The sequence below is a fragment of the Streptomyces sp. NPDC056948 genome (assembly GCF_042674225.1).
GTDB lineage: Bacteria > Actinomycetota > Actinomycetes > Streptomycetales > Streptomycetaceae > Streptomyces > Streptomyces purpurascens.
In genome coordinates this window covers 1-14,479 of sequence record NZ_JBHUQX010000241.1, presented here as the reverse complement: position 1 = coordinate 14,479, position 14,479 = coordinate 1, and the positions used below count along the sequence as shown (strand labels likewise).

Genomic DNA, 14,479 nt, shown 5'->3' with positions numbered 1-14,479 from the left:
ACCTTTCTCGTCCGGGTGATCCTTCCGCACAGGCGTGAGGCGCCCCCCGCAGCACCACTACACTGCTGCATATATACGCGTCAGGCTCACAGCGTCGTGCGTCTTCCACGCGGCTAGCCCCTCCACCGCCTGCGGCCGTCGGGACGGCCGTCCGCAGCACTGGACTTGTGAGGACTCACGTGAGCTCGAAACCCGTCGTACTCATCGCTGAAGAGCTGTCGCCCGCCACCGTCGACGCGCTTGGCCCGGATTTCGAGATCCGGCAGTGCAACGGCGGGGACCGAGCCGAGCTGCTCCCGGCCATCGCCGATGTCGACGCGATCCTGATCCGCTCGGCCACCAAGGTCGACGCCGAGGCGATCGCCGCCGCGAAGAAGCTCAAGGTCGTCGCGCGAGCCGGCGTCGGCCTGGACAATGTGGACGTCTCCGCCGCCACCAAGGCCGGCGTGATGGTCGTCAACGCCCCCACCTCGAACATCGTGACCGCCGCCGAACTCGCCTGCGGTCTGCTGCTCGCCACCGCCCGCAACATCCCGCAGGCCAACGCCGCGCTGAAGAACAGCGAGTGGAAGCGCAGCAAGTACACGGGCGTCGAGCTGGCCGAGAAGACCCTCGGTGTCGTCGGCCTCGGCCGTATCGGTGCCCTCGTCGCCCAGCGCATGTCCGCCTTCGGCATGAAGGTCGTCGCCTACGACCCCTATGTGCAGCCGGCCCGCGCCGCGCAGATGGGCGTCAAGGTGCTGTCGCTGGACGAGCTGCTCGAGGTCTCCGACTTCATCACCGTCCACCTCCCCAAGACGCCCGAGACCCTCGGTCTGATCGGCGACGAGGCGCTGCGCAAGGTCAAGCCGAGCGTGCGCATCGTCAACGCCGCGCGCGGCGGGATCGTCGACGAGGAGGCGCTGTACTCCGCCCTCAAGGAGGGCCGGGTCGCCGGTGCCGGTCTCGACGTGTACGCCAAGGAGCCGTGCACCGACTCCCCGCTCTTCGAGTTCGACCAGGTCGTCGCCACCCCGCACCTCGGTGCCTCCACCGATGAGGCGCAGGAGAAGGCCGGTATCGCCGTCGCCCGCTCGGTGCGCCTCGCCCTCGCCGGTGAGCTCGTGCCGGACGCGGTGAACGTGCAGGGCGGCGTCATCGCCGAGGACGTCAAGCCGGGTCTGCCGCTCGCCGAGCGTCTCGGCCGGATCTTCACCGCGCTCGCCGGTGAGGTCGCGGTCCGCCTCGACGTCGAGGTGTACGGCGAGATCACCCAGCACGATGTGAAGGTGCTGGAGCTCTCCGCCCTCAAGGGTGTCTTCGAGGACGTCGTCGACGAGACGGTGTCCTACGTGAACGCGCCGCTGTTCGCGCAGGAGCGCGGGGTCGAGGTGCGCCTGACCACCAGCTCCGAGGCGTCCGAGCACCGTAACGTCGTCACCGTGCGCGGCACGCTCGCCGACGGCGAGGAGGTGTCGGTCTCCGGCACGCTGGCCGGCCCGAAGCACCTCCAGAAGATCGTCGCGGTCGGGGAGTACGACGTCGACCTGGCGCTCGCCGAGCACATGGTCGTGCTGCGGTACGAGGACCGTCCGGGTGTCGTCGGCACCGTGGGCCGCATCCTCGGCGAGGCGGGCATCAACATCGCCGGCATGCAGGTGTCGCGGGCCGTGGCCGGCGGCGAGGCGCTGGCGGTGCTGACCGTGGACGACACGGTGACCGCCGGGGTGCTGGCCGAGGTGGCGGCGGAGATCGGTACGACCTCCGCTCGTTCCGTGAACCTGGTCTGACCTTTCCTCACACGCCGGACGGGCTGAGCTGATCAGCCTGTCCGGCGTTTTTCTGTTCGGGGATCCGCCGCAACGTCACCGTGGCAGCCACCGCCGCTCCCACCAGCAGCACCGCGCTCGTGATCGCCGCCGCGTGCATACCGCTGGTGAAGGCCTCGCGTGCCGCCGTCGCCAGGGCGTCTCCCGCGCGCCCCGGCAGCCGGTCGGCGACGGCCAGGGCGCCGCCCAGGGTCTCGCGGGCCGGGGCGGGCGCCGAGGCCGGGATCTCGTGGCGGTAGACGGCCGTACCGATGGAGCCCAGGAACGCCATGCTCAGCGCGCCGCCGAACTCCGTGCCCGTCTCCAGCAGGGACGAGGCCGCGCCCGCCTTCTCCATCGGGGCCGCGCTCAGGGCCAGGTCGGCCACCTGGGACATGACGACGACGACGCCGCAGGCCAGGACGGCGCACGCGGCCAGCAGCAGCCAGAGCGAGTCCGTGCCGGCCAGGGCCAGCAGCACGTAGCCGCACGCGGTGACCGCGAAGCCTCCGCCGACGACGTAGGCGCGGGGAACGCCCCGCTGTACGAGCTGCGCGCCGACCACGGCCGCCAGTCCGATGGGCACCGACGGCAGCAGGCTCCACAGCGCCGCCTCCAGGGGACTCTTGTCCAGGACCGACTGGATGTACTGGGTCGTGAAGTAGGCCGAGCCCATCATGCCGAAGGCGGCGACGAGGTTGAGGACGAGGGCCGGGCTGAAGCCGCGGGCCCGGAACAGCTCCGGTGAGATCAGCGGGGACACCGCCGTGCGCTGGCGGTGGACGAACAGCGCGGCGAAGAGCAGGCCGGCCGTCACCGACATGGCGTACCGCACGTTCCAGCCCTCCGACGCGAGCTCCTTCAGGCCGTAGATCACCGGGAGCACCGCCGCCATCGAGAGGGGAACGCTCAGCCGGTCGAAGCGGCCGGGGCGCGGGTTCTTCGACTCGGGCAGCAGGACGGGCCCCAGGACCAGGAGCAGCGCCATCGCGGGCAGATTGACCAGGAAGACCGAGCCCCACCAGAAGTGCTCGACGAGCACACCGCTCATCACCGAGCCGAGCGCGATGCCGGCCGTCATCACGCCCGACCACAGACCGATCGCCTTGGTGCGCTGCGCGGGGTCGGTGAACATCGTGCGCACCAGCGCCATCGTCGACGGCATCAGCGTCGCGCCGCCGATGCCTAGGACCGCGCGGGCGGCGATCAGGGTCTCGGCGCTGTTCGCGTAGGCCGCCACGAGGGAGGCCGTGCCGAAGGCGGCGGCGCCGAACAGCAGGAGCCTGCGGCGGCCGATGCGGTCGCCCAGGGACCCCATCGTCATCAGCAGGCCGGCCAGGACGAAGCCGTAGATGTCGAAGATCCAGAGCTGTTGGGTGGCGCTCGGTTCCAAGTCCGCGCTGATCGCGGGGATCGCGAAGTACAGGACGGAGACGTCCATCGAGACCAGCAGCAACGGCAGCATCAGCACGCCGAGCGCTGTCCATTCGCGGCGGCCTGCGCGGGCCGGAGGGGTGGGGTTCGTTGTCATGGGCTGGACTGTACGAGCGTATTAAACGCTTGTCTAGTACGTTTGTTTAATACGTTCGTGTGGGACGTGCGTATGGGACGCGTGTATGGGACGAGTGTATGGACTCCGGGGTAGGGTGACGTGCCATGGGACACCGTGAGGATCTGCTCGAAGGCGCCCAGCGCTGCCTGCTGGCCAAGGGCTTCCTGCGCACGACCGCGCGCGACATCGTCAAGGAGTCGGGGACCAACCTGGCGTCGATCGGCTACCACTACGGCTCGAAGGACGCGCTGCTGGCGCAGGCGTACATCGGGATGGTGGAGGGGATGTCCGGCGCCTTCGAGGGCGGGGGCGAGCTGGGCGGGGAGCCGGGGTCGCTGGAGCGGTTCACGGAGGTGTGGGCGAACATCATCGGCACCATGCGGGACCCTGGTTCGATGTGGCGCCTCAGCATGGAGATCGTGGCCATGGGGGACCAGTTGCCGGAGGTGCGGGAGCATCTCGCGCGGGCCCAGCGGGAAGGCGCGCGCGGCATCGTCACGCTCTTCCACGGCGGGCGCGAGGAGGATGTCCCCGAGGAGCGGGTGGACACCCTCGGCTACTTCTATCTGACCCTGATGATGGGCCTCATGGCGCAGTGGACGTTCGATCCGAAGAGCGCGCCCGAGGCCGGGCAGCTCGCCGAGGGGATCCGCCAGGTGATCGAGGGCGCTACCCCGAAGTGACCGCGAGGCGTCCCTCGCGCATCTCGATCACCCGGTCCGCGAAGTGCCGTACGACCGCCCGGTCGTGGCAGATGAACAGGTAGCCGAGGCCCAGGTCGTCCTGGAGTTCGGCGAGCAGGTTCAGCACGCCCGCCCGCACCGACGGGTCGAGCGACGACACCGGCTCGTCCAGGACCAGCAGGCGTGGGTCGCAGGCCAGGGCGCGGGCGATGCCGGCGCGCTGGCACTGGCCGCCGGAGAGTTCGTGCGGCCGGCGGTCGCCGTACGCGGGGTCGAGACCGACCCGGTCGAGGAGTTGGTCGACGCGGGCGGGCCCGTCGGCGGGGTGCCAGCGGCCCTGGACCCTCAGCGGTTCGGCGATGGCGTCCCGAATACGGTGGCGGGGGCTCAGCGAGCCGTACGGGTCCTGGAAGACGGGCTGCATGCGGGGACGCAGCGGACGCAGTTCGCGTTCCGAGAGGGACGTCAACTCCCGCCCCTCGAAATGGACTTCCCCGCCGGCCGGGCGGCGTAGCTGGAGCACCGCCAGGGCTGTGGAGGACTTGCCGCAGCCGGACGGGCCGTTCAGGGCGAGGGTCTCGCCCGCGGCCAGGGAGAAGGAGACGCCGTCCACGGCGGTGACCGGGCCGTAGCGGACGACCAGGTCGCGGACGTCGAGCAGGGGACCGGTCATGCCGGCTGTCCTTCCGTCAGGAACAACTCGGTCGCGGGGTGGGGGAGTTCCTCCCAGCGGTGGCAGGCGACCAGACGTCCGGCGGCCTGCCGGGGCTCCGGTTCCGCCGTGTGGCAGGGGTCCGCAGCGAGCGGGCAGCGTGGCGCGAAGGCGCAGCCCGGCGGGAGCGTGCCCGGGGCGGGCGGGGTGCCGCGCAGGGCGGGGAGCCGGCGGCCCGGGGGAGCGTGCTGCGGGAGGGACGCCAGCAGACCTGCCGTGTAGGGGGCGCGGGGACGGGCCAGCACCTCGTCCGCGGGGCCGAGTTCGGTGAGGCGTCCGGCGTACATGACCAGCATCCGGTCCGCGTGGCCCGCTACGGCGTCCATGTCGTGGGTGACCAGGACCAGCGCGGCGCCGACCGCCTCCCGCTGCTCGGCGAGCAGCCGCAGCACCTGGTCGCGGCGTTCCTCGTCGAGGGCGGTGGTGGGCTCGTCGGCGACCACGAGGTCGGGTTCGTTGATCGTGGCCATGGCGATCACGGCGCGCTGCCGCATGCCGCCGGAGTACTCGTGCGGATACGCCCGCGCCTTGCGTGCCGCGTCCGGGATGCCGACTCGGTCCAGGGCCGCGACCGCCCGGGCCCGGGCCTCCTTGCGGGAGAGCCCGGCCACCGACCGTACGGCGGCGGCGAGTTGATCGCCGACCGGGTGCACGGGGGAGAGCGCGGACAGGGCGTCCTGAGGGATGAGGGAGATGCGGCGGCCGCGGTGGGCCGAGAGGTCCGGGGCGATCGTCCCGCAGGTGGTCGCGCCGCGTGGCGCCATGCCGAGGAGCGCGCGGGCCGTGAGGGACTTGCCCGCCCCCGACTCGCCGACGATCGCCAGGACTTCACGCGGCAGCACGTCGAAGGACAGGCCGCGCACGGCCTCGACCCCGTCGAAGGCGATCCGCAGCTCGCGCACCGACAGCAGTGGCTCAGACTCCAACGGGGGCCTCCTTCTTCTCGGCCTTGACCGGAGCCGGGGTGGCTCGCCGTACCCTCCGGCCCTGGGTGAGCGCCGCGCCCGACACCGCGAGACCCGCCAGCAGGGCCAGGGCCACCGCCGGGGCGAGGGCCGCCCACGGGGCGCGTTCCACATAGGCCCGGGACTCCTCCAGCAGCAGGCCCCACTCGGGGGCGGGCGGCTGGGCGCCCAGGCCCAGGAAGCCGAGGGAGGCCAGGGCCAGGGCGATGCCCGGCAGCCGCAGCAGGGCATGGCGGGCGACCGGGGCGGCGACGGACGGCAGGACATGCCGGGTGAGGATCCAGAACGGGCTTGCCCCGATGGCCCGTTGGGCGGTGAGGAACGCCGACGCCCGTACCTCCTGCACCAGGGCCGCCGCATGCGCGGACAGGGCCGGCCAGGAGATCAGCGCGACCGCCAGGGCCGCCCCGCCGGTGCCGGGCCCGACGGCCGCCGCGACCAGGATGCCGACGATCACCGGGGGCAGGGCGTTGGCGATGTCCGACGCGCCCGCCGCGATCCCCGGCACGAAGCCCAGCACGAGCGCGATCAGCAGGCCCAGCAGACAGACCGCCGCCGCCGTGCCGACCGTCGAGGCGGCACCGTGACCGAGCCGGGCCAGCACATCACGGCCGAGACCGTCGGTGCCGAGCGGATGCGACCAGGAGGGCGCGGCCAGACGGACGGTGGTGTCCACGGTGTACGGGTCGCGCAGCAGGCCCCAGCCGATCGTGAGCAGCAGGACGGCGGCCAGTGCCACCGGGACCGCCGGATGCGCGCGGACCGGGCGGGCCGGCGGCAGCGTCAGCCCGGCGTCCCGCAGCGCGGGCCCCAGCAGCCGGCGCCGTACGCCCGCCGCCATCGCGCCCGCGACCAGCCCGAGCAGCAGCAGCGCGAGGACCGAGCCCTGGAGCAGCGGAAGGTCCTGCGACCTGGCAGCGCCGAGGGCCGTACGGCCGATGCCCGGCACCGAGAACACCGTCTCCACGGCCACCGCGCCGCCCGTCAGACCGACGGCGACCATCCCGAACTGCGGGACCAGCGGCGGCAGAACGCGTCGCAGCGCCGCCCCCGCGATCCGCGCCCGGCTCACCCCGGCGCCCCGCCACAGCTCGGCCCACCGCTCGTCCAGCACGGCGGGCAGCGCGTCCGCCACCAGCCGCCCGAGCAGCCCGCCCGCCGGCACGCCGAGGGCGAGCGCGGGCAGCACCAGGTACTCGGCGCTCTGCCAGCCGGACGTCGGCAGCCATCCGAGCCACACCCCGAACACCAGCAGCACCACGGTGGCCAGCAGAAACTCGGGTACGGCGGCCAGCATCGCGGCGAACGCCCCGGCCGAGCCGCGCCCGCGCACCAGCACCGGCGCCACCAGCGCGGCGGCCAGCAGCACCGCCACGCCGAGCGCCGCGCCCATCAGCCCCAGCGACACCTGGAGCCCGGCGACCACGGAGGGCAGGACGTCGTGGCCCGACACCCAGGAGGTGCCGAAGTCGCCGTGCAGCAGGTCGGCGGCCCACCGTCCGAGCAGGGACAGCGGACCGGCGTCCAGGCCGAGGTCCCGGCGGATCGCGGCCAGGGCCTCCTCGGTCGCCTCCTGCTCGGCCGACCGGGCGCGCAGCACGGTGAGCGCCGGGTCGCGGCGGGAGAGCCAGGGCAGCAGGCCGACGACGGCCAGGACGGCGAGGAGACCGAGGCAGCGGGTCAGCCCGGCCGTGTTCTTGGGGACGGACCTCACTTGACGTAGGTGTCCGCGGTCACGAGTTCCCGCTCACGCGGGTCGTGCGCGGCGTTCACGACCCCGGCGGCATCGCCCTGGATCACGCGCTCGTGGAGCATCGGGACGGCCGCGTCAGCGGCCAGGACGGCGGCCTCGGCCTCGACGGCAGCCTTGCGGCGGGCATCGCCGACCCGGGTGTCGGAGGCCTTCTTCAGTGCCTTGTCGACCTCGGGGTCCGCGAAGTGCGAGAGGTTGAAGGTGCCCTTGGAGGCGAAGTCGCTGTAGAGATACGCGGCCGGGTCGCCGGAGTCGAGGACGGTGGCGCGGGAGAGGACGAAGGCGTCGAAGCGGCCCGCGAGCGCGTCGGACTCGATGTTCGCGTACTCGCGTACGTCCAGCTTCACCTTGAACCCGGCCTTCTGGAGCTGCTGTTGCAGCGCGGCCGCGACCTCGGGCATCTCGGAGCGGTCGGTGTACGTGCCGATGGTGACGGTCTTGCCGGCCGGGTCGCCGGGCTCGGCGCGCTCGACCGGTGCGCGCAGATCGGCGGCCCAGGGCAGGGCGGGTCCGAGCAGGCCCTCGGCGACATCGGCTCGGCCCTCGTACACGCCCTTCACGATCGACTCGGCGTCGATCGCCTCCCGGGCCGCCGCCCGGATCGAGGGATCCTCGAAGGCGCCCTTCCCGGTGTTGAGGTAGAGGGTGTTGGTGCGCGGCATCGGGACCTCGGTGACCAGGTCCTGGTCGAGGACGGCGGCCTGCGAGACGGGGATCGCCTCGACGATGTCGGCCTCGCCGCTGCGCAGCGCCGCCGCGCGGGCGGTGCCGTCCGGGACGAACTTCACGTCGATGCCGGGGGATTCGGCCTTCCCGCCCCAGTAGCCGTCGTAGCGGTCGAGGGTGGCGGATGAGGTGCCGTCGACCTTCGTCAGCTCGAAGGGACCGGTGCCGGCGCCGACGGGGTCGACCGTCTTCCCCCGGTAGGCCTTCGCCGCCAGGATCGCGAGCTGCGGGGAGCTGAGTCGCTGCGGGACCAGGGGGTCCTCGGCGGCGGTGGTGACGGTGACCTGGTCGCCGTCCGCCTTCGCGGTCAGGTCGACGCCGTCGAGGATGCGGGGCTTGGGGGAGGCGGTGGCGGCCTTCGTGAGGGCCTGGACGACGGCTTCGGGGGTGAGCTTCGTGCCGTCGTGGAAGGTGACGCCCTCGCGGAGGGTGAAGGTCCAACTCTTCCCGGACTGCTGCCACTCGGTGGCGAGCGCGGGCCGGGCGTCGCCCTCGGCGTCCAGCTTCACGAGCGTCTCGGCGGTCGACCAGCGCGACAGCTTGAACGCGTCGTCGGAGAGCGGGGAGAGGCCGGAACGGGGTGGCTGGAGCATGGCGACGCGTATGCGTTTGCCTCCGGGCCCGGAGTCGTCCGTGGCCTGCTGGGTGCCGGTGAAGCAGCCGGTGAGCAGGACGGAAGCCGCAGCGACGGCGGTGAGGGGGGCGAGACGAGCGGGGACGCGCACGGGACACCTCGGTCAAGGCCTGGTCAATGATTGAATGTGCCACGACCGTAGCATGATGATAATCGTTTTCAGAAGTGTGCTCTGTCGTCGATGTCAGAGCACCAGAGGTCAGGGCATCGGGCGGAAGTACTTCCGCAGTGCCCAGGCCGCGAGGTGCCGGCCGGTGGCGCTGCCCACCTCGTCCGCCGTCCGGGTGTGGATCCCGCCCCAGACCCGGGCGTCAACGACGTCCCGTTCGTACTCGTGGGCATGGCGGTAGTGGCGCGACGTGCCGGTGCCGGCCGACGGGATGTGCAGGTCGACGCGGGAGGTGCCGAGGATCCCGCTCAGCATGCGCATCAGCGCGCCGCCCATGGTGGCGTGGCCGCTCAGGTAGTCGGGATGTGACGGGGTGACGAGCAGCGGCTCCCAGTTCCGGTTCGCCCGGGTCGCCGGGTTGCCGTCCGTGTCCGCTTCCCGGATGGCGGTGACCGGTCGCCACGTGCCGTAGTGGAGTTTGGCGTCCCAGGCGGTGATGACCGCGTCCGCCTGGGACGTGTTGGCCGCCGCGTACAGGCGCGCCGTCTCGGCGATGTCCAACCCGTGCCGGGTGGCGTGGTCCCCCAGGGCCGCTTGCAGGTCCGGAGCGACGAAGAAGTGCGCGGTGTCCGTCTGTTCGGGCGTCCGGTGTGAGCCGGTCCGTCCTCCGTAGTGCGCCAGTTCGCCGAGGTCCTTCGCGTACCGGGCCGAGCGGAGCCCCGGCGGCGGGCCCGGGCGGAACTGGTGCGGGGAGTCCAGCAGCAGCGGCCGGACCCTGCCGATCCAGGCGGTGGTGAAGGGCTCGTGTCCGGGAGGGGTGGGGCGCCAGATTCCGGGCCGTGGGTGCGAGGGGAAGGGCACGGTCGCGCCGCGACCGTCACCGCGGCGGAGGTCGATGATGCGGGCGGCGGCGCGCTTGCCGAACGCGACGCCCTCGTCCTCGGCCCTGCCGTCGGGGATCTTCGTGAGGGAGCCGGTCAGGGCGGCGTCCAACCGGGCGGCGGCCCCGGGGAAGTGATGGCGCAGCACCTGGTGCGCGGCCGAGGCGGCAGCCGCCTCTGACGAAGCCGTGCGAGGCGCCCGCTCGTCCCACTTGTACGGGGCGAAGCGGCCCTCGACGCCGACGACGGCGTTGTAGACGGCGGTGGAGACGTACGCCTCCAGGATGAACAACTCGGGCGGAGACGGGCGGGCCTCGGTCTTGATGGTGGCATCCGCCGTGCGCATCCACTCGACGACGAGTGCGGCGTCGTGATCGCCCTGGCCGTCGTGCTCGGCCCCGGACACCACTCGCGCGGCACGGCCGGGCCCGGCACTCGCCTGGGCGCACGGCAGCGCGAGCGCGAGCGCCCCGCAGGCCAGCCCCGCCACCGCCGTTCGCGTCGACCAGGCGCGTCGGTTCCGCACGTGCACTCCTCCGAGTCGATGGCACACCAGGAGAACCGTGACCGTGGGAGGCGCCGGACGACACGGGTCCGTGCTGAGCACCGCCCGATCGGGCGATGGGTCTCACCTGGAAGGTCCCATGGCGTCGCCGCGCGCGAGCCGAGCCCCTTTCAGCGCCATGTGCAGCAGCAGCCGGTCCTCGCCGTCGTCCAGGTCCAGGCCGGTCAGCTTCTCGATCCGGGACAGGCGGTAGTACAGGGTCTGGCGGTGGATGCCCAGCTCGGCGGCGGCCCGGGCGGCCTGGCCGGCGCAGTCGAGGTAGATCTCGGCGGTACGGGCGAGTTCCCGGTGCACCGGGAAGAGCAGGGCGTGGACGACGGGGTCGCGGGCCACGTCCGGCGGCAGCGCGGTGAGCAGCCGGAACGGACCGATCGCCGCCCACTGCGCGACCGGACCCAGCCGGGCCTCGGCCAGCGCCGCCCGAGCCGCCGCGGACGCTTCCCACCAGGCGGTGCCCAGCTCCGCGAGGCCGGAGCGGGGGGTGGCGAGGCCGGCGGCGGGGCCGGCAGGCCCGTGGGCGGAGGTACTCGCTTGCCTGGACCCGGCCCCGGCGGAGGAAGCGCCGCCGCCCGCCCGCTCCAGCAGCCGCGCCGCCGCCGTGGTCGCCGGAGTCAGTACGTCCGTCGAGCGCAGGCGGATCAGCAGGGCCACGCACTGGGCCGACGCCCCCCACGGCAGCGTGCACAGGGCTGTCGCGCCCGGCATCGTGCGGACCGAGGGGGCGTCGTCGGGGTCGGCCGTGGGCCAGGGGGCCACGCAGACCACCGTGTGCAGACCGTCGGCGCGGGAGCCGAGGGCGGTGCGGAGTTCCGCTATGGCCATGTCGCGCTGCCAGTCGCGTTCCGCGGTGAGGACGGCTCGCAGTTCGCGGCTGAGGTCGGCACCGTGCTGGGCCTCGTCCGCGAGCAGTGCCCCGATCCGGGTCGTGACCTCCATGGCGGCGGAGAGCTGGCGTTCGCTCGGGCCGGGATCGTCGTCCAGGAGCCAGATGTAGCCGTGGACCACGCCCCGGTGGCGGACGGGGAGGCAGATCCGGCCCCGGTTGACCCCCGCCTCCGGCGTCGGCGGGATGCGCACCGGGCCGGTCGCACGCGTGATCCCGAAGCCCTCGAACCACGCCCGGACGGCCGTGGTCGAACGGCGGGTGAGGATCGAACGGGTGCGCACCGGATCCAGGGCCGACGGATCGAGGTCGCCCTCACTGTCGTACGCCCCGAAGGTGATCAGCTCGAAGTCCCGGTTCTCCAGTGTCGCGGGCGCGCCGAGCAGCTCCGAGATCTCGTCGACCAGCTCCTCGTAGTCGCCCCGGTGTTCCGACGTCATGCGGGCATTGTCCCCCACCAACCAAGGCCCTTCATACATCTGTCTGAGATCTGCGGCACGGATGCGTGACAACTGTCGATGGCCGACGATCGAAGGGATCCTTAGGTTTCACGGTGGTTCTCCGTGCCGTACCCGAAGCGTCATCCGCCCGGGGTCCGGCCATCCGTTTGGTTGTGCTCTGGAGGTGCCCCGTGCTGGGTCCCGTGATTCTCGCCGCGTCTCGCAGCGACCGGATGCGACGCCTGATCTCGGCGGCCCCGGTGACCAAGCAGGTCGTCGACCGCTTCATCCCGGGTGAAGGCGTCGACGACATCGTCCCGGTGGTCCGGGAGCTTGCCGACCGGGGTCTGGAGCTGACGATGGACGTCGTCGGCGAGGACATCACCAACCCCGCGCAGGCCGCCGCGGCCAGGGACGCCTATCTGGAGCTGATCGACCGCCTCAAGCCGCTGGAACTCGGCACCCGCGCCGAGATGTCGGTGAAGCTGTCGATGTTCGGGCAAGCGCTGGAAGACGGCCACGAGCTGGCCCTGAAGAACGTCCGCCCGGTCGTCGAGGCCGCCGCCGAGATCGGCACCACGGTCACTCTGGACGCCGAGGACCACACCACCCTCGACTCGATGCTCGCCATCCACGAAGAGCTGCGGAAGGACTTCCCGCAGACCGGCTGCGTCATCCAGGCCTACCTCTTCCGCACCGAGGCCGACGCCCGCCGCCTCGCCGCCAACGGCAGCCGGGTGCGCCTGGTCAAGGGCGCGTACAAGGAGCCCGCCTCGGTCGCGTACCAGGACAAACACGAGATCGATCGGGCATACGTGCGGATTCTCGGTACGTTGATGGAGGGGACGGGGTACCCGATGATCGGGTCCCACGACCCGCGCCTGATCGCCATCAGCCAGGAGCTCGCCCACCGCGCCGGGCGCAAGCTGGACGAGTACGAGTTCCAGATGCTCTACGGCATCCGCAGCGACGAGCAGTCGCGCCTCGCCGCTGAGGGCCACCGCATGCGCGTGTACACGGCCTACGGCACCGACTGGTACGGCTACTTCATGCGCCGGCTCGCCGAGAAACCGGCCAACCTGCGGTTCTTCGCACGATCGATGCTCACCAAGGGCTGACCGACACACCGCTCAGTAAGGAGTTAGGGAAAACATGGACGCTGTAACCCAGGTGCCCACACCCGTCAACGAGCCGGTGCACGGCTACGCCCCCGGCTCGCCCGAGCGTGCCCGGCTCGAGGCCAGGCTGAAGGAGCTGGCCGACAACCCCGTCGACCTGCCCTGCACCATCGGCGGCGAGAAGCGGCTGGGCGGCGGCGAGGCCTTCCAGGTCGTGCAGCCGCACAACCACCAGGCCGTGCTGGGCACGTACCGCAACGCCACCCAGCAGGACGCCCAGGACGCCATCGACGCGGCCCTGACCGCCGCGCCCGCCTGGCGTGCCCTGTCCTTCGACGACCGCGCCGCGATCATCCTGCGCGCCGCCGAGTTGCTGTCCGGCCCCTGGCGCGAGACGCTCGCCGCCTCCACCATGCTCGGCCAGTCCAAGACCGCCCAGCAGGCCGAGATCGACACGCCCTGTGAGCTGATCGACTTCTGGCGCTTCAACGTCGCCTACGCCCGCGACCTGCTGGCCGAGCAGCCCCCGGCGAACTCCCCGGGCGTGTGGAACCGTCTGGACCACCGCCCGCTGGAGGGCTTCGTCTACGCGGTCACGCCCTTCAACTTCACCGCCATCGCGGGCAACCTCCCGACGGCCCCCGCCCTCATGGGCAACGTCGTCGTCTGGAAACCGTCCCCGACGCAGACCCACGCCGCCGTGCTGCTCATGCAGCTCCTGGAGGAGGCCGGTCTGCCCAAGGGCGTCATCAACCTCGTCACCGGTGACGGCATCGAGGTCTCGAAGGTCGCCCTGGAGCACCGCGACCTCGCGGGCATCCACTTCACCGGCTCGACCCCCACCTTCCAGTACCTGTGGAAGACGGTCGGCAACAACATCGAGAAGTACCGCACCTACCCGCGGCTGGTCGGCGAGACCGGCGGCAAGGACTTCCTCGTCGCCCACCCCTCGGCCGACCCGGCGATCCTGAAGACGGCGTTCACCCGGGGTGCCTTCGAGTTCCAGGGCCAGAAGTGCAGCGCCACCTCCCGCGCGTACATCCCCGCCTCGATCTGGAACTCCGGCTTCAAGGAGGAGCTCGCCTCCGAGGTCGACGGCATCAGGATGGGCGATGTCACCGACCTGTCGAACTTCATCGGCGCCGTCATCGACGAGCGTGCCTTCGCCAAGAACAAGGCCGCCATCGACCGCGCCAAGGAGGACGCCACCTGCACGATCGTCGCGGGCGGCACCTACGACGACTCCGAGGGCTACTTCGTCCGTCCGACCGTCATCGAGTGCAGCGACCCGGAGAACGAGGTCTTCCGCACCGAGTACTTCGGCCCGATCATCGCCGTGCACGTCTACGAGGACGACGCGTACGACGAGATGCTGACCCAGATGGAGTCCGTCTCCGACTACGCCCTGACCGGCTCGGTCATCGCGAACGACCGGGCGGCGGCCGCCTACACGGCGAACAAGCTCCGCTACGCGGCCGGCAACTTCTACATCAACGACAAGTCGACGGGTGCCGTCGTCGGCCAGCAGCCCTTCGGCGGCGGCCGTGCCTCCGGCACCAACGACAAGGCCGGCGCCCCGCAGAACCTGATGCGCTGGACCCTGACCCGCGCCATCAAGGAGACGCTGGTCCCGCCGACCGACTACACCTACCCGCACATGGGCTGAGACCC

General features: G+C 72.0%; 11 protein-coding genes. 4 read left to right on the top strand and 7 right to left on the bottom strand.

The window, feature by feature from the left end; translation table 11 throughout:
- The first annotated feature begins 179 nt into the window (after window positions 1-179).
- Window positions 180-1,769, top strand: coding sequence for a phosphoglycerate dehydrogenase (gene serA / locus ACFTZL_RS27595; protein WP_184598626.1), 1,590 nt, complete (start codon window positions 180-182; stop codon window positions 1,767-1,769).
- A gap of 7 nt (window positions 1,770-1,776) precedes the next feature.
- Here serA and ACFTZL_RS27590 read toward each other — a convergent pair whose 3' ends face one another.
- The gene (locus tag ACFTZL_RS27590) at window positions 1,777-3,318 is read right to left on the bottom strand and encodes an MFS transporter (protein WP_382587980.1); all 1,542 of its coding nucleotides are present in this window, start codon (window positions 3,316-3,318) and stop codon (window positions 1,777-1,779) included.
- A 125-nt stretch (window positions 3,319-3,443) separates the two neighbouring features.
- Here ACFTZL_RS27590 and ACFTZL_RS27585 point away from each other — a divergent pair, with 125 nt between their 5' ends.
- Window positions 3,444-4,022 carry a TetR/AcrR family transcriptional regulator gene (locus tag ACFTZL_RS27585; protein WP_382587978.1) on the top strand — a complete coding sequence of 193 codons (579 nt, stop codon included), beginning with the start codon at window positions 3,444-3,446 and terminating at the stop codon, window positions 4,020-4,022.
- Here the strand turns inward: ACFTZL_RS27585 and ACFTZL_RS27580 are convergent.
- The 6 genes from ACFTZL_RS27580 to ACFTZL_RS27555 all read right to left on the bottom strand — a co-directional run bounded on the left by ACFTZL_RS27580 (window position 4,009) and on the right by ACFTZL_RS27555 (window position 11,690).
- A complete protein-coding gene (locus ACFTZL_RS27580) occupies window positions 4,009-4,695 on the bottom strand; it encodes an ATP-binding cassette domain-containing protein (protein ID WP_382587976.1) in 687 nt (228 codons plus the stop codon). The two genes, ACFTZL_RS27585 and ACFTZL_RS27580, sit on opposite strands and share 14 nt — an antisense overlap.
- The gene (locus ACFTZL_RS27575; RefSeq protein WP_382587974.1) at window positions 4,692-5,660 is read right to left on the bottom strand and encodes an ABC transporter ATP-binding protein; all 969 of its coding nucleotides are present in this window, start codon (window positions 5,658-5,660) and stop codon (window positions 4,692-4,694) included. Before ACFTZL_RS27575 ends, ACFTZL_RS27580 begins: the two co-directional genes overlap by 4 nt.
- Window positions 5,650-7,413 carry an ABC transporter permease subunit gene (locus tag ACFTZL_RS27570; RefSeq protein ID WP_382587972.1) on the bottom strand — a complete coding sequence of 588 codons (1,764 nt, stop codon included), beginning with the start codon at window positions 7,411-7,413 and terminating at the stop codon, window positions 5,650-5,652. Before ACFTZL_RS27570 ends, ACFTZL_RS27575 begins: the two co-directional genes overlap by 11 nt.
- Window positions 7,410-8,903 carry an ABC transporter substrate-binding protein gene (locus tag ACFTZL_RS27565; RefSeq protein ID WP_382587970.1) on the bottom strand — a complete coding sequence of 498 codons (1,494 nt, stop codon included), beginning with the start codon at window positions 8,901-8,903 and terminating at the stop codon, window positions 7,410-7,412. The genes ACFTZL_RS27570 and ACFTZL_RS27565 overlap by 4 nt, the downstream gene beginning before the upstream one ends.
- Before the next feature lie 108 nt (window positions 8,904-9,011).
- On the bottom strand, window positions 9,012-10,328 hold the full coding sequence (locus ACFTZL_RS27560; protein ID WP_382587968.1) for a vanadium-dependent haloperoxidase: 1,317 nt from the start codon (window positions 10,326-10,328) through the stop codon (window positions 9,012-9,014).
- 102 nt (window positions 10,329-10,430) lie between these two features.
- Window positions 10,431-11,690, bottom strand: coding sequence for a PucR family transcriptional regulator (locus ACFTZL_RS27555; RefSeq protein ID WP_382587966.1), 1,260 nt, complete (start codon window positions 11,688-11,690; stop codon window positions 10,431-10,433).
- A 191-nt stretch (window positions 11,691-11,881) separates the two neighbouring features.
- Here ACFTZL_RS27555 and ACFTZL_RS27550 point away from each other — a divergent pair, with 191 nt between their 5' ends.
- Both ACFTZL_RS27550 and pruA read left to right on the top strand, forming a co-directional pair.
- A complete protein-coding gene (locus tag ACFTZL_RS27550; RefSeq protein ID WP_382587964.1) occupies window positions 11,882-12,808 on the top strand; it encodes a proline dehydrogenase family protein in 927 nt (308 codons plus the stop codon).
- Between the two features lie 34 nt (window positions 12,809-12,842).
- Window positions 12,843-14,474 (top strand): L-glutamate gamma-semialdehyde dehydrogenase, encoded by a 1,632-nt coding sequence (pruA, locus tag ACFTZL_RS27545; protein ID WP_382587962.1) that lies wholly within the window; start codon window positions 12,843-12,845, stop codon window positions 14,472-14,474.
- Window positions 14,475-14,479: the final 5 nt, after the last annotated feature.